The sequence below is a fragment of the Exiguobacterium sp. s83 genome (assembly GCF_018617095.1).
Classification (GTDB): Bacteria; Bacillota; Bacilli; order Exiguobacteriales; family Exiguobacteriaceae; genus Exiguobacterium; species Exiguobacterium profundum.
Map to the genome: position 1 here is coordinate 1,815,121 of NZ_JACSJP010000001.1, position 22,810 is coordinate 1,837,930.

Annotated in this window: 26 protein-coding genes; 4 read left to right on the forward strand and 22 right to left on the reverse strand. The window is 49.0% G+C overall.

From position 1 onward, the window contains the following. Window positions 1–122 precede the first annotated feature (122 nt). A complete protein-coding gene (locus tag KNO73_RS09275; RefSeq protein WP_214734523.1) occupies window positions 123–908 on the forward strand; it encodes an alpha/beta hydrolase in 786 nt (261 codons plus the stop codon). 53 nt (window positions 909–961) lie between these two features. On the opposite strand, the gene KNO73_RS09280 is transcribed toward KNO73_RS09275, so the two are convergent. From KNO73_RS09280 to rho, 10 genes are all read right to left on the reverse strand, one after another. Further along, a complete protein-coding gene (locus KNO73_RS09280) occupies window positions 962–1,495 on the reverse strand; it encodes a TIGR01440 family protein (protein ID WP_201302252.1) in 534 nt (177 codons plus the stop codon). A 5-nt stretch (window positions 1,496–1,500) separates the two neighbouring features. Next, window positions 1,501–1,941, reverse strand: a complete 441-nt coding sequence (rpiB, locus tag KNO73_RS09285; protein WP_012727380.1) for a ribose 5-phosphate isomerase B — start codon at window positions 1,939–1,941, stop codon at window positions 1,501–1,503. 4 nt (window positions 1,942–1,945) lie between these two features. Then, window positions 1,946–2,446: a low molecular weight protein arginine phosphatase gene (locus tag KNO73_RS09290; protein WP_012727381.1), complete on the reverse strand. Its 501-nt coding sequence runs from the start codon at window positions 2,444–2,446 to the stop codon at window positions 1,946–1,948. A gap of 21 nt (window positions 2,447–2,467) precedes the next feature. Further along, window positions 2,468–3,478, reverse strand: a complete 1,011-nt coding sequence (locus tag KNO73_RS09295) for an L-threonylcarbamoyladenylate synthase (protein ID WP_214686016.1) — start codon at window positions 3,476–3,478, stop codon at window positions 2,468–2,470. Beyond that, complete coding sequence (prmC, locus tag KNO73_RS09300; protein ID WP_214730675.1) at window positions 3,459–4,316, reverse strand: peptide chain release factor N(5)-glutamine methyltransferase; 858 nt, start codon at window positions 4,314–4,316, stop codon at window positions 3,459–3,461. Before prmC ends, KNO73_RS09295 begins: the two co-directional genes overlap by 20 nt. After that, window positions 4,316–5,386 (reverse strand): peptide chain release factor 1, encoded by a 1,071-nt coding sequence (gene prfA / locus KNO73_RS09305; RefSeq protein ID WP_031422224.1) that lies wholly within the window; start codon window positions 5,384–5,386, stop codon window positions 4,316–4,318. Before prfA ends, prmC begins: the two co-directional genes overlap by 1 nt. A gap of 83 nt (window positions 5,387–5,469) precedes the next feature. After that, window positions 5,470–6,081 carry a thymidine kinase gene (locus tag KNO73_RS09310; RefSeq protein ID WP_214686014.1) on the reverse strand — a complete coding sequence of 204 codons (612 nt, stop codon included), beginning with the start codon at window positions 6,079–6,081 and terminating at the stop codon, window positions 5,470–5,472. 106 nt (window positions 6,082–6,187) lie between these two features. Continuing rightward, window positions 6,188–7,411 (reverse strand): cation:proton antiporter, encoded by a 1,224-nt coding sequence (locus tag KNO73_RS09315; RefSeq protein ID WP_214686013.1) that lies wholly within the window; start codon window positions 7,409–7,411, stop codon window positions 6,188–6,190. 99 nt (window positions 7,412–7,510) lie between these two features. Next, complete coding sequence (locus KNO73_RS09320) at window positions 7,511–7,753, reverse strand: type B 50S ribosomal protein L31 (protein ID WP_012727387.1); 243 nt, start codon at window positions 7,751–7,753, stop codon at window positions 7,511–7,513. A gap of 82 nt (window positions 7,754–7,835) precedes the next feature. Beyond that, window positions 7,836–9,173, reverse strand: a complete 1,338-nt coding sequence (gene rho, locus KNO73_RS09325; protein WP_012727388.1) for a transcription termination factor Rho — start codon at window positions 9,171–9,173, stop codon at window positions 7,836–7,838. 382 nt (window positions 9,174–9,555) lie between these two features. Between rho and KNO73_RS09330 the strand changes: the two genes are divergently transcribed. Then, window positions 9,556–10,251, forward strand: a complete 696-nt coding sequence (locus KNO73_RS09330; RefSeq protein ID WP_159562984.1) for a C40 family peptidase — start codon at window positions 9,556–9,558, stop codon at window positions 10,249–10,251. 39 nt (window positions 10,252–10,290) lie between these two features. Here the strand turns inward: KNO73_RS09330 and KNO73_RS09335 are convergent, their stop codons facing one another. The 10 genes from KNO73_RS09335 to KNO73_RS09380 form a co-directional block, all read right to left on the reverse strand. Then, entirely contained in the window at window positions 10,291–11,061 is a 771-nt protein-coding gene (locus KNO73_RS09335) for an ABC transporter permease (RefSeq protein WP_214686011.1), read from the reverse strand. Beyond that, window positions 11,051–11,977: an ATP-binding cassette domain-containing protein gene (locus KNO73_RS09340; RefSeq protein WP_078147675.1), complete on the reverse strand. Its 927-nt coding sequence runs from the start codon at window positions 11,975–11,977 to the stop codon at window positions 11,051–11,053. The genes KNO73_RS09335 and KNO73_RS09340 overlap by 11 nt, the downstream gene beginning before the upstream one ends. Window positions 11,978–12,064: 87 nt before the next feature. Beyond that, the gene (glpX, locus tag KNO73_RS09345) at window positions 12,065–13,036 is read right to left on the reverse strand and encodes a class II fructose-bisphosphatase (protein ID WP_031422214.1); all 972 of its coding nucleotides are present in this window, start codon (window positions 13,034–13,036) and stop codon (window positions 12,065–12,067) included. A gap of 14 nt (window positions 13,037–13,050) precedes the next feature. Next, window positions 13,051–14,307: a UDP-N-acetylglucosamine 1-carboxyvinyltransferase gene (gene murA, locus KNO73_RS09350; protein WP_215112371.1), complete on the reverse strand. Its 1,257-nt coding sequence runs from the start codon at window positions 14,305–14,307 to the stop codon at window positions 13,051–13,053. A 27-nt stretch (window positions 14,308–14,334) separates the two neighbouring features. Continuing rightward, window positions 14,335–14,985 (reverse strand): fructose-6-phosphate aldolase, encoded by a 651-nt coding sequence (gene fsa, locus KNO73_RS09355; RefSeq protein WP_078147677.1) that lies wholly within the window; start codon window positions 14,983–14,985, stop codon window positions 14,335–14,337. A 74-nt stretch (window positions 14,986–15,059) separates the two neighbouring features. Further along, window positions 15,060–15,890, reverse strand: a complete 831-nt coding sequence (locus KNO73_RS09360) for a hypothetical protein (RefSeq protein WP_215112372.1) — start codon at window positions 15,888–15,890, stop codon at window positions 15,060–15,062. A 96-nt stretch (window positions 15,891–15,986) separates the two neighbouring features. Continuing rightward, entirely contained in the window at window positions 15,987–16,841 is an 855-nt protein-coding gene (gene fba, locus KNO73_RS09365; protein ID WP_078147679.1) for a class II fructose-1,6-bisphosphate aldolase, read from the reverse strand. Window positions 16,842–17,002: 161 nt separating this feature from the next. After that, the gene (locus KNO73_RS09370; protein ID WP_078147680.1) at window positions 17,003–17,362 is read right to left on the reverse strand and encodes a response regulator; all 360 of its coding nucleotides are present in this window, start codon (window positions 17,360–17,362) and stop codon (window positions 17,003–17,005) included. Window positions 17,363–17,453: 91 nt separating this feature from the next. Further along, on the reverse strand, window positions 17,454–17,813 hold the full coding sequence (locus tag KNO73_RS09375) for a YxeA family protein (protein WP_078147681.1): 360 nt from the start codon (window positions 17,811–17,813) through the stop codon (window positions 17,454–17,456). Window positions 17,814–17,937: 124 nt separating this feature from the next. Further along, the gene (locus KNO73_RS09380; protein ID WP_078147682.1) at window positions 17,938–19,596 is read right to left on the reverse strand and encodes a glycerol-3-phosphate dehydrogenase/oxidase; all 1,659 of its coding nucleotides are present in this window, start codon (window positions 19,594–19,596) and stop codon (window positions 17,938–17,940) included. Window positions 19,597–19,857: 261 nt separating this feature from the next. On the opposite strand from KNO73_RS09380, the gene KNO73_RS09385 reads away from it, so the two are divergent. Beyond that, window positions 19,858–20,973 (forward strand): NADH-dependent flavin oxidoreductase, encoded by a 1,116-nt coding sequence (locus KNO73_RS09385; protein WP_078147683.1) that lies wholly within the window; start codon window positions 19,858–19,860, stop codon window positions 20,971–20,973. 38 nt (window positions 20,974–21,011) lie between these two features. Here the strand turns inward: KNO73_RS09385 and KNO73_RS09390 are convergent, their stop codons facing one another. Beyond that, the gene (locus KNO73_RS09390) at window positions 21,012–22,331 is read right to left on the reverse strand and encodes a polysaccharide deacetylase family protein (protein WP_251024885.1); all 1,320 of its coding nucleotides are present in this window, start codon (window positions 22,329–22,331) and stop codon (window positions 21,012–21,014) included. 29 nt (window positions 22,332–22,360) lie between these two features. Beyond that, window positions 22,361–22,543, reverse strand: coding sequence for a hypothetical protein (locus KNO73_RS09395; protein WP_078147685.1), 183 nt, complete (start codon window positions 22,541–22,543; stop codon window positions 22,361–22,363). A gap of 127 nt (window positions 22,544–22,670) precedes the next feature. Between KNO73_RS09395 and KNO73_RS09400 the strand changes: the two genes are divergently transcribed. After that, window positions 22,671–22,810, forward strand: a 140-nt coding sequence (locus KNO73_RS09400; protein WP_215112402.1) for a helix-turn-helix domain-containing protein, incomplete at its 3' end; no start/stop codon positions are given.

Sequence of the window (22,810 nt, forward strand, 5' to 3'; positions counted from 1 at the left end):
CCCTCTAAATGTCTAAAAATCAACACCCCCATCGTACCACATGCTTGTTTTTTTGGGTATCGCAATAATCTGATGAAAAGTTGGGTATCATTAATAAGAATGTAACTGTGAGGAGGCCACTTATGATTGAGACAAAAGAACTGACGATCACACCGTTCGAACGGACACGAACGGTCCGAATCTACACACCTGCCGACTATGAGACGTCCGAAAAACGATATCCGGTCCTCTACATGCACGACGGACAAAACTGTTTTGCTGACGAGGATGCGAGCTACAACATGAGCTGGCGCGTCGGTGAATATTTAGACGCCTCGAAGCGTGACTTGATTGTCGTCGCCCTCGATAGTGCACCAGGCGAACAACGACTCGATGAGTATGGACCATGGGAAAACCCTTATATCGGGGAGAGCTTGCTCGGTCGTGACATCGTGCTCGGCGGGCAAGGTTCCGCCTATATCGAATACATCGCGCAGGAATTGAAACCTCAAATCGATGCCGACTATCGGACGATCCCGGAAGCGACAGCGATGATGGGGAGTTCGATGGGTGGACTCATCTCGGTGTATGCCGCCTGTGTGTATCCAGACATCTTCAAGCGCGTCGCTTCCCTGTCCTCTGCATTTTGGTTCAACCAAACCGAGCTGGAACAATTGATTGAAGCGAGCGATTTGAAGGGCGTCGAGCGTCTTTACTTGGACGTCGGCGCAAAAGAAGTCGAGGAACCGATCGAAAATGGACCGACGAACGAGATGTATCGTGAGTCGAGCGAACGCGTGTACAACTTGTTAAAAGACAAGGTCGAACACATCCGATTCGAAGTGATTGAAGAAGGAGTTCACAACGAGCTCGCCTGGCGTGAGCGTTTCCCGATGGTCATCTCCTATCTTTTTGGAGAAGATTTATAATTTGAACAAAAAAGCATCGCATTCGGTCGAAAAACCTAAATGCGATGCTTTCTTCATTTATTTGGATACTGAGCCCGTGGCCCACCAATCAGTTTCGGTCTCGTGACTGCGAACGTGACGTACGCCTCTCCGAGATGCTTCGATGATAACCGAACCGGTATCGCGACCGGTTTCAAATGCATCCCAATCAATGTCGAGCCGATATCAATCCCGGCATCTGCTTGAATCGATTCGACGACACATGGTTCATCAAAGTTGGCATAAGCCTTCTCTGACATCGCTCCGCCCGCGGACCGGATCGGGACGACCGTCACTTCTGTGAGACCGAACTGTTTGAGTGTCCGGCGCTCAACGGTGAGGGCACGATTGATATGCTCACACCCTTGAAACGCCAAATGGACACCTGTCTTCTTTCTAAATTCAAGGAATGCTTCCATCAATTCGCTTGCGACATCAATGGAACCTGCCTTCCCAATCGTTTTTCCGAGCACTTCACTCGTCGAGCATCCGATGACGAGAATGCGCTCATCATTCAAAGGAAACCGTTCGTGAAGCTCCGTCAAAAATCCGAGAAGTTCCGTCTTCATTTGACTCACTTCGATTCGTAAGCACTCATCTTGTCGACACGGTTTGAATGGCGACCGCCTTCAAAGTCCGTATCGAGCCACGTCGTCACCAAGTCGAGTGCAAGACCAGGTCCGATGACACGCTCGCCCATCGTCATGATGTTCGAATCGTTATGCTGACGTGTCGCTTTCGCGCTGAATGAGTCATGGACGAGTGCGGCACGAATCCCTTTGACTTTGTTCGCCGCAATCCCGATTCCGATTCCCGTACCGCAAATCAAAATCCCACGATCGAATTCACCTGCCGCTACCGCTTCTGCGACCGGGATGGCCACATCCGGGTAGTCAATCGAGTCCGCTGAGTGCGTCCCGAAATCTTTATACTCATGTCCGAGTTCCTCAAGCAAGGCTACGATTTCTTTCTTCAAGTTGAAGCCGCCATGATCAGCGCCAATTGCAATTTTCATTCGTTCATTCCCCCGTCTTCTTTGGTAGGCGTCTCGGTGGTTTCGTCACCTTTGACCCATCATTCGTTAATTTTAACACAAGTCGATTCACGAGTGGTTCGAGCTCGTTTCGCACCTGGCGATACACATTCATCGAACCGCCGAACGGATCGTTGATGTCCCGTTCGAGCCCCGTCACGAATTCATAGAGCGTGTACGTCCGCTCAGACAAATCCGGGTATGTATCCCGAATTTGTTCACGGTGTGCGCGTGTCATCGTCAAGATGATATCCGCCCAATTCCCTAACACCTCATCGAACGTCTGGGTGACATGATCGAGCTCAATCCCACGTTCTCTGAGAACTTGCAGTGCATTTTCAGAAGCATCGAATCCTTGCATCGTCCGTAGACCGGCTGAGCGAATATCAAACTCGTCCCCGGTCATCTTCGAACGGAGCAAGGCCATCGCCATCGGGCTTCGGCACGTGTTGCCACTACATATGAATAATACGCGTTTCATTGACATCGCGTGTCCTCCTCTATGTCTTTAGGCATCTTTCGTCGGGTGCACAACCTTTCCGCCCGCCGCTTTGTATAAACGGTTATAGACGGCTAATGCGACTCCGACCGGTTCAATCGTGTTCACATAAATCTCATCCACGTCTGTTTCATCAAATCGACGAAGCGCATCGTATAAGCGTTGTGCCGCCACTTCCATCGAGGTCCCAAGTGAATGCGTGACCTCAGCCGGTGTCGGGTTTTCGTCGAAGACGAGGGCACCGATTCGCAACCCCGCTTGCTTCCGTTCCTCGATGACACGCTCCAGATCTTCACGTGTGCCATCGACTAAAAAAACAGGTGCTGTCGGAGCATAGTGCGTGTATTTCATTCCCGGCGATCGTGGCGCGGCTTCATCGTTACTCAAATTGGCATCTAAGGCGACCGGTCCGATGACGGCTTCCATTTCTTCTCGCGTCACACCACCTGGTCGTAAAATCGTTACCGTGTCACCCGTACAATCCACAACGGTTGACTCGACTCCGATTCCGGTAGGACCTCCATCCACGATTCCTGCGATTCGTCCGTCCAAGTCATCCGCGACGTGTTGAGCGGTCGTCGGCGACGGTCGTCCGGAACGATTCGCACTCGGAGCCGCAAGTCCTAACCCTGACTTGCGAATCAACTCGAGTGCTGCCGGATGGTTCGGCATCCGGAGCCCGATGGAATCGAGGCCCGCGGTCACGAGCGAAGAAGCTCGTCCGTTTGAAGGCAAGATGATCGTCAAAGCGCCTGGCCAAAACGCATCCATCAAGCGTTTGGCAACAGGAGGAATCGAATCGACAAACAAACTCGTTTGTTCGATTGAAGCGATATGGACGATGAGCGGGTTATCCGACGGACGACCTTTTGCCTCAAAAATCTTTCGAATTGCCACATCGTTCATGGCATCTCCAGCGAGACCATAGACGGTTTCTGTCGGCATGGCGATGATTTCACCCGCTTGAAGAAGACGTACCCCCTCTTCAATCTCATTCGAATTAATCCATTTCGTTTCCATACGCAATCCCTTCCCTTACGGCATAGACGATACGGTCCTTGCCGTTTATATCTTTTAAAATACCCGTTTCTGCTTCAGGATAACGTTCAGACAGTAATGATTTCACATCTTGTCCTTGGTTATACCCGATTTCAAACGCAATCAAATGCCAATCGGCACGTAAGACGCGCACCGAATCCGCAATCAATTGCCGATACATGTCGAGCCCATCTTTCCCTCCAAAGAGGGCAAGATGCGGTTCGTAGCCGACGACCGTCTCATCCAACAATTCATCCGCCTCGATATAGGGCGGATTTGATACGAGGACGCGAATCGAGTGGTCCGCAATCGGGGCGAGCCCGTCGCCTTCATAAAATCGTACATTCGCACCAAGAGCGGTCGCATTCCGCTTTGCAACCGTTATTGCTTCCGGAGAAATATCAACGGTTTGCACGCGTACTCCGAGCTCAAGGCTCAACGTGATTGCGATTGCTCCGCTTCCCGTTCCGACATCGACAATCTCATCATCCTTCACGTGACGAAGTTGCCCAAGTACCCAATCAATCAATTCTTCTGTTTCTGGTCTCGGAATCAACACGTCCCGGTTCACTTCAAACGAACGCCCGTAAAAGGGAGCATGTCCGATCACGTGCTGTACCGGTTCTCCCATCAGTAAACGCTCGATTCCCGCCTCGAAACGTGCCGCTTCATCTGAGGACAATTCATCCGACAAACGAACGAGGAGACCCGTGCGGTCGACTTGTAGCACATGCATGAACCACCACTCGGCAGCCGCACGATCGCGCCCAGCTTCAACTAGCCGTTCTTCCGTCTGTTTAAGTAGCGCGGCAATCCGCATCATTCCGCATCCTCCATCAGACGTGCCTGTTCGTCCATGATGAGTGCGTCGATAATATCTTCGAGTTCGCCTGCTAGGACACGGTCCAACTTCTGAAGGGTCAAGCCGATCCGATGATCTGTGACACGACTTTGCGGGAAGTTATACGTGCGAATCCGTTCGGAACGGTCACCTGTTCCGACAGCCGATTTACGCTGTGCCGATAATTCTTCCATATGTTCGCTTTGCATCTTGTCATAGAGACGTGCCCGAAGGACTTTCATCGCCTTGTCTTTATTTTTATGTTGCGACTTCTCATCCTGGCACGATACGACGAGTCCTGACGGGATGTGTGTCAAACGGACAGCCGATTGCGTCGTGTTGACCGATTGCCCCCCTGGACCAGATGAAGTGAACGTATCGACCCGTACGTCCTTCATATCGATGTGCACTTCGACATCCTCCGCCTCTGGGAGAACGGCTACCGTTGCTGTGGACGTATGGATTCGTCCGCCCGATTCCGTCGACGGGACCCGTTGCACACGATGGGCTCCGTTCTCAAACTTGAGCTTTGAATAGGCGCCTGCCCCGTTAATCATGAACGTCACTTCTTTAAATCCACCGAGTTCGGTATAGTTCGCGTCAATCAGTTCCACTTTCCAATTTTGACGTTCAGCAAATCGCGTATACATCTTATACAAATCTCCCGCAAAGAGCGCCGCTTCGTCTCCGCCTGCCGCCCCTCGGACTTCGACGATGACGTTCTTGTCATCGTTCGGGTCTTTTGGAAGCAATAAAATCCGCAGTTTCGCCTCTAGCTCTTTGACTTCTGGCTCGAGGAGGTTCATCTCTTCTTTTGCCAATTCACGCATATCGGCGTCGAGCGTTCGGTCTTCAAGCATCGATTTCGCTTCCTTGAACGCCTGACTTGTCTCTTTATACTGACGATACATCTGTACCGTCTCTTCTAGTTGTGCCTGCTCTTTCGAATATTGTCTCAACTTCGTCGAGTCACTGAGCACCTCAGGATCGGCGAGCATTTCATTCAATTGCATGTAACGATCTTCTAATACACTTAAACGGTCAAACATGATGATCCGTCCTTTCTCCGTCAAATCAAACTCTATCTATTATAGCAAAAAAAACGGACCGCCGAGGGCGGTCCGTCGATTCATCAGTCTACCACAGTATGGCGGACCGGATGTGGTTTATTCGGTACATCATGACAATGTCGGCATCGTGGTTCGTAAGACTCGGAAGCCCCGACCAAGATGACCGGGTCCTCATACCGAGCCGGCTGCCCGTCAATCAGACGCTGTGTCCGTGAAGCAGGCGCTCCGCATGACAAACAGATTGCCTGTAGTTTCGTCACAAACTCCGCGCGTGACAACAGTTCAGGCATCATCGTGAACGGTTCGCCCCGAAAGTCCATGTCGAGCCCGGCGCAGATGACGCGTTTGTCTTCGTTCGCAAGTTGTTCGATGACGTCCACAATTCCCTCATCAAAGAATTGTACCTCATCAATCGCGATGACCTGTGTTTCTTCACGTACAGCATCATATAAGTCTTGGCTCGATACGATCGGCACGGCCACGACCGAGTTCCCTGTGTGTGAGACGACGTTCTCTTCATGATACCGGTCGTCGATTGCTGGTTTGAACACTTGGACCGGAATCTTTCCATAATGAGCACGGCGGACTCGGCGAATCAATTCCTCCGACTTCCCCGAAAACATACTCCCACAAATCACTTCAATCCAACCATATCGGTTCGTCACATGCATCATTGTTCTTCGCCCTCTCCATCGATAATCGCTTTCCGATTATACCTATCTTTCGAGTTGAGGAAAAGGGTTGACTTCTCCTAAATGCTGATTGAAAGAACTCCGTCCTTTATTCGTCAGCGTTCGCCTCTTTTTGTTCATCGATTAATTTCAATTTACGCGCGAGCGGTCGAATCGTGAGACCGTGCAGTGTGACGGAAATGAAGACGAGACCGAGTGTGAGCGGCAACATTTGTTTCGCATCATCAATCCCGAGATGCGCGACTTCTTCAGCAAAGAATCCAGCGACCGTCATCGCGACAATCCCGCGTGGCGCAATCCAGCCGATGAATCCTCGTTCTGCCAGTGGCAAACCTCCACCGATGGTCGACAAGTAAATCGCAACTGGGCGAACCAAGAACAGAATGCCCGCAATCGTCAAGAGGAGCGGCCATTGGAAAATGTTCAACAGCTCGACCCGGGACAGAGATGCCGTCAACAAGATGAAGACAGACGAGATGAGCAAGATTGAAATATCCTCTTTGAATGACTGCAGTTCTTCGATGATTTCTTCATCCCGATGCTTCGTATTGGCCATCGTCATCCCCATCGCCGTCACGGCGAGCAGCCCGACTTCATGCATCATGAGCTCGCTGAGTGAGAATAAAATGAGGACGGCCGTCAACGTGACCGAAGCACGGAGATAGCGAGGTACTTTTTCTGCCACAAACCATCCCATCAAGAGATGGCCGAACAAGTAACCGAGTCCGATTCCTACGATACAAGCACCTGCGAAGAGGAGTTGCATCCATAAATCCATACCTTCATAAACGATATATCCGAGTCGAACGACGAAGAGTCCGAGTAATGCTCCGACAGGATCGACAATGATGCCTTCCCACTTCAAAATCGCTCCGACCCGATCTTTCAAATGTGCCTGACGTAACAACGGAATGACGACAGTCGGACCCGTCACGACGAAGAGCGCCCCCATCGTCCAGGCAACGACCCAATGTAATCCTCCAACATATTGAATGAGTAGCGACATCCCGACAAACGAGAGCGCGACTCCAATCGTGACAATCCGGACGATCGACCGTCGGAACTGATTGATTTCGCTAAAATGAAGCCCAAGACTTCCTTCAAATAAGATGATGGCGACCGCAAACGAAATGATGGGACTATATAAATCTCCTAATAATTCACGTGGGTCGAACAGCCCAAGGATTGGACCGGCCAATACTCCAGCGAGCGTCATAATGATGATTGCTGGGATTTGATAACGCCATGCCAACCATTGGGACATGATGCCGACCCCGATCAACAAGCTGATACTAATGAGTATAAATTCCATAACGGCCCCCTCACGACAGTCTTTCGTCTCTTTACCCGTGTCGATGCAACAAAAAACCGCCAAGGGCAATCCCTAGGCGGTGAGCATACAACTTTACGATTAACGTTGGTATTTCTTGTTGAAGCGCTCGATACGACCATCTGCAGATGCGAATTTCTGGCGACCTGTGTAGAACGGGTGCGAATCAGAAGATACATCGACACGGATGAGTGGGTACTCGTTTCCATCTTCCATCGTGATTGTCTCGTTAGAGTAACGAGTTGAACCAGTGATGAATTTGAATTCTGTCGTCGAGTCCATGAATACGACTTTACGGTATTCTGGGTGGATTCCTTGTTTCATTGCTTTTCAACTCCTTCGGCCCTAAGTATTCTTTCAACCTAGAGAAAGTTCACTAGAATATAATATCACCCTACTATAGGTTTTACAAGTCTGTTTTCGTTTTTTTCACCGGTCGTCTTTTTTTCTTATCTGCCTCTAGCGCAGCAAAAAAGTCGAGGTTTGTTTTCGTCTCACGGACACGGCGCAAGAACTGTTCGACGAAGTCCGGGGACTCGTTCATCGTACGACGAATCGTCCAGAGCGAATCGAGTTCGTCCTTCCCGAGTAACAACTCTTCTTTCCGTGTTCCCGAGCGACGAATGTCGATTGCTGGGAAGATTCGACGTTCGGCCAATTTCCGGTCTAGGTGCAGCTCCATGTTCCCCGTTCCTTTGAACTCTTCATAGATGACGTCGTCCATTCGCGAGCCAGTATCAACAAGCGCTGTCGCGAGGATCGTCAAGCTGCCCCCATCTTCGATATTCCGCGCCGCTCCGAAGAACTTTTTCGGTTTGTGGAACGCCGCCGGGTCGATCCCCCCCGAGAGCGTCCGTCCGCTCGGTGGAACAGACAGGTTGTACGCACGCGTCAAGCGTGTGATGGAATCGAGCAGGATGACAACGTCTTTCTTATGTTCCACGAGACGCATCGCGCGTTCGAGAACGAGTTCTGAAATACGTGCATGGTTTTCCGGCGTCTCGTCAAAGGTCGAGAACGCCACGTCTGCGTCCGGTACAGAGCGTTGAATATCCGTCACTTCCTCCGGTCGTTCATCGATTAAAAGAATAATCAATTCGACGTTCGGATGATTCGTCGTGATCGAATTCGCAATCTCTTTTAAAAGCGACGTTTTCCCCGCTTTTGGTGGCGCCACAATTAACCCACGTTGGCCAAACCCGACTGGTGCAATCATATCCATGACACGAACCGAAAGATGTGTCGGCTCTGTCTCGAGCACCATCTGTTGTTCTGGATAAATCGGTGTCAATGCCGGGAAATAATCACGCGAACGCGTCGAGTCCGTCGACTCTCCGTTGACAGCTTCCACACTTAACAACCCTTGGAATCGCTCATTCTCTTTTGGTTTACGGACCTTCCCTGTGACGAGGTCTCCGTTTCGAAGATTGAAGCGACGAATTTGCGATGCGGCGATATAAATGTCTTCGGAAGATTGAGAGTAGTTGATTGGTCGGAGGAATCCAAACCCGCCATCATTTTGAGACTGTGGATTCGGTGGAATGATCTCTAAAATGCCTTCGAGGAAATATAAATCTTTTGATTCAGCCTGTGATTTCAAAATACGAAACATGAGCTCACGTTTCCGTGCTTCTCGGAAGTTCGGTACTTTGACTTCTTTGGCAATCTCATATAATTCTTTCAACGTCTTCGTTTCAAGTTCACGAAGTGTATAGTTCTTTGTCGGTTCTGTCTGTTGACTCATTCAAGTCACCTATCTTTCTACATTTCATTACAAGAAGAATTCAACTTGATTCATTTGTTCTGCCATCATCTAACCACATTTTGCCCGTGCCGTCACCGTGCAAAAATCACCTTTTGTTCAATCGTTTCCCTCTTGTACAAATCCTTACACAGTAAAAGATAGTTTTGTAACAAAATAAGTGCTATATCCACATATTGTTTCATTTTTGTTACAAGAAAACACTTTTTTGACTTGCGATTGAAAAATGCTATCGGTCTTGCGCATGATATAGTTTATTTGCACAGGAAACCGGGTATATGCCGCAACTTGTGCTCTACCATTAAAAATTACTCGATTTGTCATATACGAATGTCTTGATTTTAAAAACGGAGGGATTTATACAATGTTAAAGCGTATCGCATCAATCGTCGTCGCTGCCACTGTCGCTTTCTCGGGTCTTATGTTCTCAACAGGTGAACAAGCAGAAGCCGCTACCGGTACATTTGCTTACTCGAAAGTAAACGGTTTGAACATCCGTACTGCCCCGTCACTTACATCATCGAAAGTCGTCGCGAAAATGGATAAAGGTCAACGCTATACATACCTTGGTAAATCCGGTTCGTTCTATAAAATCAACTACAAAGGCACACACCGTTACATCTCAGCTTCTTCAACGTACACATACTTGAAAGCGAACACGTCGACATCAACAACGGTTTCAACGTCATCTTCTAGCAAACGTTCGAAACTCGTCGCTGAATCGAAGAAATATCTCGGAACACCGTATCGCTATGGTGGAACAACAACTTCAGGTTTTGACTGCTCAGGATATACTGGACACGTGTACAAGAAAGCAATCGGAAAAACACTTCCACGTTCTTCACGTCAGCAATACTCAAGCGCGAAGAAAATCTCGAAGTCATCGATCCAAGCAGGCGATCTCGTCTTCTTCTCACATTCAGGCGGAACGATTCAACACGTCGGAATGGCACTTAGCAAAACACAAATGATCAACTCAGAAACAGGCGGCGTTAAATACGCGAGCTTCACTTCTGGATACTGGGCACCACGCTATGTAGGCGCTGGATCATATCTCTAATACAATATCACGACTCGGTTCATCGGAACCGAGTCGTTTTTATTTTTGCTTCAATGCCCCTCTCGCGTTCGTTGCCGCAAAGACGATCATGAGTACACTCATCGTACCCGCGACTGCGAGCCCTGCAGATAAAGCACCCCAGTCAATCTCCGGTTGCGTCAGAACCGCTCGCATCCCTTCGAAAATATACGTGGTTGGATTGAACGTCGCCGCCACTTTCAACCATTCGGCTTCAATCAATTCTTTCGGAACGAACGTCGTCGACAGGAAAATTAAAGGAAAGAACAACAACGTCCCTGCCTGTGCCGCTTGTGCATTTCGTGTCTTCAAGGCGACACCTACTGAATATCCTGCGAAACCAAGTCCAAATCCAATCGCGAGCAGTACTGTGAAGAAGAAACCGATTGCCCCGACTGGAATCGTGAGACCTAGGAGAAACGCGACAGCAAAAATAAGTAGCGTTTGGACGAGTAACTGCAACATCCCCGCAATCATCGGTCCGAGCACAATCGCCGTACGGGTCGCCGGTGTCAACAAGAGCCTTGCGAAATAGCCACTCTCAATATCTCGGACAAGTGCCTGACCCGTGCCTCCCGCTCCCCCGACTGCACCTGAAACAATGGATACGGGTAAGATGAAATTCAAATAGTCGCTCCCTTCGAACTGAGGCAACGAGGCCACGCTCGACAAGCCACTCGTATACACAAGTAAAAAGAATACAGAAATGATCAAGTTCGGGATGAATGAAAACGGATTTCGAATAGTCGTCAGCAAACTCCGTTTCGTGAATAGCCATGTCTCAGTCCACACGGATCTCGCCTCCTTCATACGATTCGCCTGTCACTTTCAAGAATACATCATCGAGCGATGGTTGCTTGACAGTCAATCGTTCAGGCTGCAACCCTTGTTCATCCAAGGAACGAATAATCTCAGTCAACGTCATGTCACGTAACTCAAACGATACATGTGTGCCATTCGAAGATGTATGAAATCGCGTCGCGGCAAGGGTAGCTTCAGATTCTGTAGCGAAGTCCATCGAAATCGTCTCTCCACCGACGAGCTGTTTCAATTCCTCGGCCGTTCCTTCACTCACAATCTTCCCGTGATTGATGATTGCAATCCGGTCAGCCAACTCATCTGCTTCCTCTAAGTATTGGGTCGTTAAAAAAATCGTCGTCCCGAATTCCTCGTTCAATCGGCGTACTTCATTCCAAATTTCGATTCGGCTCGCCGGATCGAGTCCGGTCGTCGGTTCGTCTAAAAACAAGACCGTCGGACGATGGACGAGTGTGAGAGCCAAATCGAGACGTCGTCGCATCCCACCGGAATAGGTACCACTCCGGCGATCGGCCGCATCCGTCAGTGAAACGACTTCGAGTAACTCATCGGCTCGACGTTGCGCCTCTTCATTCGACATCTTAAACAAACGCCCTTGTAAGACAAGGAGCTCTCGTCCCGTCAACACTTTATCGATTCCTGTTTCTTGTAAGGCAACTCCAATCGATAATCGGACATCTTTTTCTTGTTTAACGACATCGAATCCATTGACACGTGCCGCTCCAGATGTCGGTCTCACGAGTGTCGTCAACATTTGCACCGTCGTCGATTTACCCGCACCGTTCGGACCTAAAAACGCAAAGATTTCTCCTTCTTTCACGAAAAATGACACGTCATCGACAGCTGGAACATCCTTGAATGTTTTGACGAGTCCTTCAACCTGAATCATCACACCCACCTCCTGACTATCCATTCCCGTTTTCTGACGCTTTCACCACAAAAAAGTCGTGGACGTTTTCACATCCACGACTTCTGATCATTCTGGTTTCATGACCATTTTTGGTTTTTTCTTAAGTGAGTGGTTCCCTTCGACGAAACGAACGGTACCGGACTTGGCACGCATGACGACCGAATGGGTCTGTCCGCCTTGTGACGTGAATTGGACTCCACGTAACAGCTCACCATCTGTGACGCCGGTCGCCGCAAAGATACAATCTTCACCTTTCACCAAATCATTGAGGAGGAGGATTCGATCCGTATCTTCGATTCCCATGTCATGGCAACGTTGTTTCTGCGCTTCATCTTCCGGGAGCAAACGCCCTTGGAAGTCTCCACCTAAACACTTCATTGCGACTGCAGCGATGACACCTTCTGGCGCCCCGCCTGAACCGAGCAACAAATCGACACCCGTTTTCGGGAAAGCGGTGTTGATGGCCGCGGCGACGTCCCCGTCCGGAATCAATTTGATTCGCGCACCGGTCGCGCGGACACGTTGAATGGTTTCTTCGTGACGGTCCCGATGTAAAATCGTGACGACGACATCTTCCACGTTTTTCTTCTTCGCTTTCGCCACGATTTCAATGTTCTCTTCAATCGAGTTGTCGAGACTGACGAGACCTGCCGCTTCCGGTCCGACGGCAATTTTATCCATGTACATGTCTGGAGCATGAAGGAGATCGCCTGCATCCGCGACCGCGAGAACCGCAAGTGCTCCCCACGTTCCGGTCGCTACGATGTTTGTCCCTTCTAACGGATCGACTGCGACATCGAGACGAGAACCGTAGCCATTTCCGACTTTTTCTCCGATGTATAGCATCGGGGCCTCATCCATCTCCCCTTCACCGATGACGACAATCCCTTTCATCGGAATCGTGTCAAATACGTCGCGCATGGCCGTCGTTGCCGCATCATCCGCTTCGACTTTCAATCCTCGTCCCATCCAACGGGCTGAAGCAAGTGCCGCCGCTTCTGTCACCCGAACCAGTTCCATCGATAAACTTCGTTCCACCCGAAATCTCCCCTTTATACCTCGGTTTGTTCCTCCACCCAAACGAGCGCACCGAGTTGTTTGAATTTGCCGACAAAGTCGACATACGAATCATTCAGTCGTTCCGCATGTAGTAGCGTCGATTCACCAGAAGCTTGGAGCGCTGACAGTACCAGGGCCGCGGCACTCCGTGCATCGGTGCATTCCATCTCTGCGTTCGCCAGCTTATTGCCGCCACGAATCACAGCCGATGCATCCTCCAGTGTAATTTGCGCATTCATCCGTCGCATCTCGGCGATGTGGCGGAATCGTTGCGCATACAATTTATCGGTGACAACACTCGTTCCGTCAGCTTTTAATAAGGCTGCCGTCATCACCGGTTGCAAGTCGCTCGGATACCCCGAGTAATGGAATACCCGAATATCTGTTGGCATGAATTGGTTCGCCGTCACGGTAATTGACTCCTCACCGACCTCGACGTCCGCTCCGAAATCCAACAGTTTTTGAATGACCCCTTCGAGATGTGTCGGAATGACCGGTTGGACGGTCACACGACCGGACACTGCACCGAACATCATGAACGTTCCGGCTTCGAGACGATCTGGAATGAGTGTGTGCGTACAACCGTGGAGGCGTTCCACCCCTTTAATTCGAATCTCATCCGTTCCTGCCCCACTCACATGTGCACCCATCGATGTGAGCATGGTCGCCACATCGACGACTTCCGGATCGCAAGCCGCGTTTTCGATGACCGTCGTCCCTGTCGCTAGAATAGCCGCAAGCATTGCACTCACGGTTGCCCCAAACGACCGCAAGTCCAAGTAAATTCGATTCCCAACAAGTTCATCGACCCGGACATGATAGAGACCTGATTCATTCTCAACATGAATGCCGAGACGTTCCAACGCTTTCAAATGTAAGTCAATCGGCCGTGGACCAATCGCATATCCTCCAGGTAACCCAACCGCCCCTTTTCCAAAGCGAGCCGCGAAGACCCCGAGTAAATAGACAGCGGCACGGACTTTGCGCGTCTCAGAACCGAGGAGAGGCATTGCGACTGCTTCATTCGAATGAATCGTCATTCGTTCGCCATCCCGCTCTACTCGAACCCCTAACTCTTTTAACAAATTGACCATCACTTCCACGTCTTCAATCATCGGAACGTTTTCAATCGTCACCGACTCTTCCGTGAGAAGTGCAGCCACAAGGCAAGGGAGAGCGCTCTGTTTCGCTCCGCTAATCTCGACGGTTCCTTCTAGTTTTTGCTGCCCAACGATATGGAGAATTTCCACGCTGATCAAAACCTTTCTACGACGGACTTATTTGGATTGAGCGTTGTTCCAATCCGCTAAAAACTGCTCAATGCCTTTGTCTGTGAGCGGATGTTTCATCATTTGTTCGATAACTTTGTAAGGGACTGTGGCAATGTCAGCCCCAAGGAGTGCAGCTTTTGTCACGTGAACCGGATGACGCACAGATGCTGCGATAATTTCTGTCTCGATGCCATGGATTGCGAAGATGTTCGCAATGGTCTCAACTAAATCAAGCCCATCTTGTCCGATGTCATCCAAGCGTCCGATGAATGGAGAAACGTATGATGCCCCGGCACGTGCCGCAAGTAAGGCCTGGTTGGCGTTAAAGATGAGCGTGACGTTTGTCTTGATTCCAAGCTCCTTGAACTGTTTTACCGCTTGCATCCCCGCTGGTGTCATCGGTACCTTTACCGTAATATTCGGCGCGATGGCGGCAAGTTCCTTTCCTTCTTCCACCATACCCGACGCATCGAGTGCAATAACTTCGGCGCTGACCGAGAGATCCCCGACGATCTCACAGATTTCACGAAGTCTTGTATGGAAATCGACACCTTCTTTGGCGACGAGCGATGGATTCGTCGTCACGCCTCCAATGACGCCCATTTGATGAGCTTTTTTAATGTCTTCCACATTTGCTGTGTCAATGAAAAAACGCATATGTGTCTCCTCCTTAATTTGTGATCGCTTACAATCTCTATTATGAGGAAAGTCATGTCGAATTGCTATACCCTTTACGTCAACGATGCGATTGCAAGCATCGATCCTACGACAAGGCCAATCCCAGCGAGCGTCCCGAAAAATGACCATTTCATAATTTTACTTTGCTTCACATAGTATGCTTGGTGTGGTCCTTCTTTCAAACGTTCCAATCCGTGGGTTTCAATCCAATTCGTTGCTGCCGTCTGCTCATCTGCCACAAGGTCGCCGGTGTAGACAAATGGAACGATTTCTTCCGGACGACTCAACCGTTCAAATCGCTCACGTCGTGTCGAGATATTCGCACCAATCCAATACAATTCTTTTGGTGTGTAAAATAGCGGAATTCCCTGCTCATGGAAAGATTTTATCCATTGATCAAAGGCAACCAGATCACGTTGATCGAACAAGATTTCCATGGCATCATCTTTTGTCATAATCGATAGCATCGGAGTGTACTCTACCGTAGGCCGACCAATCCGAACCGTCGGAGACGGCTGTGTCTTTCGGACAATCGCCGGGAAGAAGACGATTTGTCGAATCGCTGAGATTGGAAATGATTGCTCGACCGACTCGCCCGGTTCATGTCGATACGTTACACCCTCGATGCTCGTTGCGGTCATTTCGTATCTAGAGTGATTCCGTTCTTTCCAAAATAAACGACGGAATGTGTTCGTAAACCAATACACCCCAAACCCACCGATGGCGACTAAGACTAACAATGGAATAAGCCAAGGTACCGGATAATAATAAATTAAAATGAGTGGGGCGGCGGCTAATGCTAAAGAAAGACCAATCAACACGATTGCTCCATATACATAAAAGATTCGCCAAAACAATTCTGTCGGTCGCTCGTTATAAATCACAAAGACTCCCCCCTTTTTTTCACCATATATGTATACGTTCCCTAAATCATCAAAAAAAGGCTGACTCTACAAAAGAGTCAGCCTTTCAGGACAGGATTAAGCTTGGTTGCTTGAACCAAACTCACGCATCTTGCCAGTAACGACGTTATAAATCGCTTCGATACCAGGTCCGATAATTTTACGTGGGTCATATACTTTTGCATCAGCAGCAATTTTCTCACGTACCGCACGAGTCCATTCTTGTTGGCACTCAGTGTTGACGTTGATTTTGCTGTGGCCGAGCTCGATTGCTTTTTTGATTTGGTGCTCAGGAATACCTGATCCGCCGTGAAGAACGAGTGGAGTTTGTGTCGCGTTTGCGATTTCTTCCATCTCTTTGAAGCCAAGTTTCGGCTCGCCTTGGTATTCACCGTGTACAGAACCGAGTGCTGCAGCAAGTGCATCCACTTTCGCTTCTTTGACAACACGTACACACTCATCGAGGTCAGCGTATTGTACGCCACCGATAACGCCGTCTTCTTCGCCGCCAACTGTACCGACTTCTGCCTCAACAGAAGCACCCTTAGCGTGCGCGTACTCGACAACTTGTTTCGTCATTTCGATGTTTTCATCGATCGGGTGGTGTGAACCGTCGATCATGACTGACGTGAAACCAGCGTCGATCGCTGCTTTACACTTATCGAATGAAGAACCGTGGTCAAGGTGGATTGCAACTGGAACAGTGATGTTGTAGTCGTGCATAAGACCTTCAACCATTTTGACAACTGTCGTGAAGCCACCCATGTACTTCGCTGCACCTTCTGATACACCGAGGATTACTGGTGATTTCTCGTCTTCCGCAGCGCGAAGAATCGCTTGCGTCCACTCGAGGTTGTTGATGTTGAATTGGCCGACTGCATACTTGCCTTCGAATGCTTTGTTAAGCATTTCTGTCATTGATACTAATGGCATAATGACATCCTCCTGTCTGTTCGCTATTATACACGTTTGGGAAAAGTTCCCCCGTGCAATTCGTTCCCATTATAACACACCGTAAAACATGTGCCTATGATATTCGGGCATAGAAATGGCTTAGCGCAAGCGTTTACATATGTCATCTTGGTGACGAAACGTCAAATTTTCAAGACTTCTTTCACTTTTTCAATCATTCCATAAATATCAAACGGTTTCTCAAATTGTGCTGTGATTCCGAGACGGCGCACTTCTTCAATCACCGCTTCCTCCCCAAACGCCGTCATGATCATGACAGGTGTGTCTAACGGTTTCTCGCGCATGCGACGCAATACTTCATGTCCAAACATACGAGGCATATTCATATCGAGCAATACCAAATCATATTGTTCCCGCTCTAAAAACCCCCAGGCGCTGATGCCGTCTTGCGCCGTGTCCACGTCTACACCCATGTTCGTGAACACTTGCGCGAGCATCGTACGAATTCCGTCCTGGTCATCTGCTATTAACATCCGTGACATGCATGTCCCTTCTTTCATTCATCGTTTACCATATTCAAACAATTTAACCTTACCAAACTCATCTCTTTTTCGCGACGTCTATCTTTTGAAATCAAGGGAACGATGGCTCGGAATTGTCTTCTTCCTGTTCTTCCTTCAACTGTTCAGGTACGTCTAGGACATTCACCTGCTCGTAGTCGGTCACTTCCGCATCTTCTTCTTTCACGAATACCCGCAGATAGTTTCCTTCCGGTAACAACCCCGAAGTGGCAATCGACAGAGGACGTTTTTTTCCATCCTCGTCGTATCCGATGAGATCATAGCGATAACCGGATGAAGTTTGTGTCGCCACTTCTGCACTTGGAACTTTGACATAATAAACATCGGCCAATAATCGATTGGGATCGACATAACGCCACCCTACTACTAATAGAATGCCAATCAATAGGATGGCAACGAGATTTCGTTTCATAAAAAGTTCTCCCTCAATCTAAGAATCACTACTTATGAGGTATACCGTTATTCCGAATCGACGAAACCATGCCACAAAAAAGGTTCATCCTGTTTAGAATGAACCTTTCCTTCGATACAGTGCATTACGATTCGACAGTCACAGGCACAACTGCGATTTCAATCTCCTTCTCGACCTCTTCACGCTCTTCTTTCAAACGCTCATCCGACCATTTGAAGACGTCGGCCATGCAGCGAAGGACACCGTCTTTGTGTTGACGTACGAAATCGATATCAAAGAACATCGCTCCGGTCCGACGAATCAAGAAGTCGATGGCACGAACGACCGATTCTTCTTCAATGCCATAAATCAACTGTGCATAGACGACCTCTGGCAAGTCATACGCGTTCGAGTCCATCCGCTCGATGACGCGGTCAATATTCGAACCGTATAGACGGACGAGTTCTTCCGCGTGCCCCGCGTCGAGACCGTGATTTTGAAGTTCTTTCGTTTTCTTCTCAAGGAAGTCTTTGAATCCTTTCGAACCGCCGACGTGACCACCTGACATCGGCATATGCTTCGTCCGGCTCGCCAAGTAAACGACGCCTTCTTCTTCTTTCAACAATTTGGCGACGAGGTCGACGACTGTTTCTGACATCTTCCGATATCCTGTCAATTTACCGCCGGCAATCGTGATCAAGCCGCTGTCTGACTGCCAAATTTCGTCCTTACGTGAAATTTCAGAAGGGTCCTTTCCTTCCTCATAGATCAACGGACGAATACCCGCCCAGCTCGATTCCACATCGTCTGCTGTGACATGGACGTCCGGGAACATATAATGGATCGCATCCAAAATATAATCGCGGTCCTCTGTCGTCATGCGTGGATGCGCTTTGTTTTTATCGAAGAACGTATCCGTCGTTCCGACATATGCTTTGTTTCCGCGTGGAATGGCAAAGACCATGCGCCCGTCTGGTGTGTCGAAATAAATTGCCTGTTTGAGTGGGAATTTCGATTGATCGATGACGAGGTGAATTCCCTTCGTCAAACGAAGCTGTTTGCCTTTTTTCGAGTTGTCTTCTTCCCGTAACTCATCGACCCATGGACCAGTCGCATTGATGATTTTTTTCGCATAGACGTCATATGTCGACCCATCGATTTGGTCTTCGACGTGTACACCGGCTACTTTGCCGTTCTCATAAATCAGTCCGGTCACTTTCGCATAGTTCATGAGAAGCGCACCATGATTCGCGGCCTCTTTCGCCACTTCGATTGTCAATCGTGCATCATCCGTCCGATACTCGACGTAGTATCCACCACCGACTAAGTCATCTTTTTTGACGAGCGGTGCTTTTTTGATGACTTCATTCGGTTTGAGCATCATGCGCCGTTCTGCCCGTTTGACGCCTGCAAGGAAGTCATACACCATGAGTCCGATTGAAGTTGAGAAGGGACCAAACGTGCCTCCCTTGTGCATCGGTAACAGCATCTGTTCCGGTGTCGTGACATGAGGACCGTTCTCATACACGATGGCACGCTCTTTCCCGACTTCTGCGACAAGCGCCACTTCAAATTGTTTCAAATAGCGGAGTCCCCCGTGAACAAGTTTCGTCGAACGGCTTGACGTCCCGGCCGCAAAGTCTTGCATTTCGAGAACCGCTGTCTTCATCCCACGCGACGACGCATCGAGCGCAATCCCCGCTCCGGTAATCCCTCCACCGACAACAAGAACGTCATGACGTTCGCTTGTCAGTTGTTCGTATCGTTTCGCTCGTTCTTTCGCTGAGAAATTTCTGATTTCCATCTTATTCCCTCCTATAGTAAGTACGGTTCAATGAATAGAAAAAGAGACCACAACAAAAACAAGGCTTCCCCCTTCTGTTGTGGTCTCTCTATTGTCTCGAACCGAATATCAACTTTTCTCCTGTATTATACCCTATTCTTTTCAGTTCAATCATCTCTTACGCTTGCGCAATCTGTAATGTGTTCATTCACAAGCATCCGACTCGCATTTTTGAGTCGAGAAGCTTAGACTTCAAGGTATCATGTTGAAGGAGGATTTCAGATGAAACGTATGTTACAACCTTTTCAGTTCAAAAATGGCGTCGAAGTACCGAACCGCCTCGTATTGGCACCGATGACACATTACTCATCAGAGCCAACGGGCGAAGTATCCGAGCATGAGCTCGCCTACTATCGGAAGCGGGCGCAAAACGTCGGGCTCGCCATCACGGCTTGCGCGTACGTGACAGAAGACGGGAAAGGATTCCCGAACGCATTCGGGGTCAATGACGACAAATTCATCCCAGGTCTCCGTCAATTGGCGGAAAGTTTAAAAGCAGAAGGCGCAAAAGCCATCCTTCAAATTTTCCACGCTGGACGGATGTCACCACCTGAACTCGTCCCGAACGAACAACCTGTCAGTGCAAGTGCCGTCGCACCAGTCCGAGAAGGTGCCGTCACACCACGTGCCCTCGAGACGTCAGAAGTCGAAGCCATCATTGAGGCGTTCGGTGAAGCGACGCGTCGGGCCATCGAAGCCGGATTTGACGGAGTTGAGATTCACGGAGCGAACACCTACTTGATTCAACAATTCTTCTCACCGCATTCAAATCGCCGTGAAGATCGCTTCGGCGGTGATGTCCACGGACGTTTGACGTTCCCACGCGAAGTCATTCGTCGTGTGAAAGAAGCAGCTGCAGATGCAGAAGACTTCTTAGTCGGCTATCGTTTCTCACCGGAAGAAATCGAAGAGCCAGGAATCACACTCGACGACACGGATGTGTTACTCGATATGATTTTAGAAGAGGGCGTCGATTATATTCACGCTTCTCTCTGGAACTTCAACACAGCTTCCATGCGTGACGAGAATGTCACGGAGCGTTCGATAGACCGCATCGCCAATCGAATCAATGGTGCCATCCCACTCATCGGAGTCGGGCAACTCCAACGTCCGGCCCAAGTGGAAGACGCACTCGACGTCGTCGATTTTGCCGCACTCGGTCGCGAACTGATCATCGATCCAGAATGGCTCGAAAAAGTGAAATCGGACCGCGAAGACGAGATCGAGACAGAACTCGACTTGAACAAACAAGCCGAACTCGCTGTCCCAGCTCCGCTATGGAACGCCATCACGACACGTGCCGGTTGGTTCCCAATTAAAGATCAAGAAGTGAAATAAAAAAATGAACCTGCCGTTTATCACGGCGGGTTCATTTACTATTTCAACGTCAAGAGCTCACTCATCGTCACAAACGTGTACCCTTCACGTTTCAGCGCATCGAGAACTTTCGGCAACCCTTCAGCTGTGGACTCATGAATATCATGCATCAAGACAACAGCACTTGGATGGACATTGTCCATAATCAAGCGATACATTTGATCGGCATTACGGTGACTCCAATCAAGAGAATCGACCGTCCATAGTGCAAGGGTCTGCTCCTTTGTCTGAATGATCTGTTCAATCATTTCATTTTTAGCCCCGTATGGTGGACGAACCAATGATGGGCGTTGTCCCGTAAGCCTCTCAATTCGTCCATCAACCTGTTCGAGTTCCTCTTTGACTCCCTTCTCAGACAATTGTGTCAAATCCGGGTGATGTTCAGTATGATTTGCTAGCTCATGACCTGACAACGCTACTTGTCTCGCTACATCAGGATAGAATTCCATCTGACTCCCTAACATAAAGAACGTAGCACGCGCTTGGTATTTCTCAAGCGTCTCAAGGATGTGAGGTGTCACGATTGGATGTGGTCCATCATCAAATGTCAGTGCAACATACTTCCCATTAGGTTCAAGCGACTTATTTGAGGGATTCATGATTGGAGAATCTTCTTCTTGTGTAGTGGGCGTATCTAATTTGGATAACAAAAACGGCTCAACTTCCTTCATTGGAATATGAACTTCTACCACACCTGCCGCTCCCGCTGCCACTTCATACTCGTCAAATATGACATCTAGACCAGAGGACGTCAGTATCCACTTCGTCGATTTAGGATGTTTAATCGCTTCACGTAACTGATTCTCAAACACGTATTCTCGATGTTGTAATTGTGTGATGACGCTATGCTTGAACCATTCTAATGCATGTTGGTCATCACGTAAGACATCATCCCATTCAATGAACGTTCCGTCCGAAAGGTTCATCCGAAATACGTCGACAGTGGTTTGACCATTCGCACCACCAGTGAATGCATAAGTATGAACGACTAGCGTATATTCTCCCTCATTCGTTTGATATGTATCGGTCTGAATATTTAAGTGACCCGTTTGACCGTGACTAGGGGTGAGGTTGTGTTGAAATGCTTCTTTCTTTTCTAAAATGAATGCATCCAGCTCCTCGTTTAGCATTTCATAATCCGTTCTCGGAACTGAGATTGATGTCGTATATCTTTTCGCTTGTTCACTCTCTACCGTTAAATGTAACCCGGGGTATTGTCCGGTAAAGGATGGTGTCGGAACTTCTTTAATCGTTGGGGCGGCTCCCGCGATGTAATACCATGTACCCATCCCAATCAATAACGTCATAATAACTAACATGTGTCGTCTCATTCTTATTCTCTCCTATTTCATTCAATCGATTCGATTGTATCAAACTCTTCACGAATGAAATCGTCAATATGGCGACAAATATATACAAAATCATACAAAACAGGTACGTCGTCTTTAACAAAAGTAGGCGAGAATTCTCCCTCCTCTAAGCGTCTCGGGGCGTAGCCCAGCGTGGGTGGGAGATGAATCACCCGGTCCAAAAGTCTTTTCCCCCTGTGACAGATATGACGAACAAAAGTTCGTGATTCCGTCAGATTCTCCCTCCCCTTCCGCGGGTATCGGACGAGGAGGATACATCACGATCTTCTGGAGGGAGGAGGGACGGACATGCTGAAAGGTTACACATACAGGCTCCACCCGACGCCCGCACAGGCCGATTTCCTCATCAAGACGATCGGCTGCGCCCGGTTCATCTACAACAAGCTGCTCGAGGACCGCATCGCCATCCGCGATGAGGCGAAAGCGGG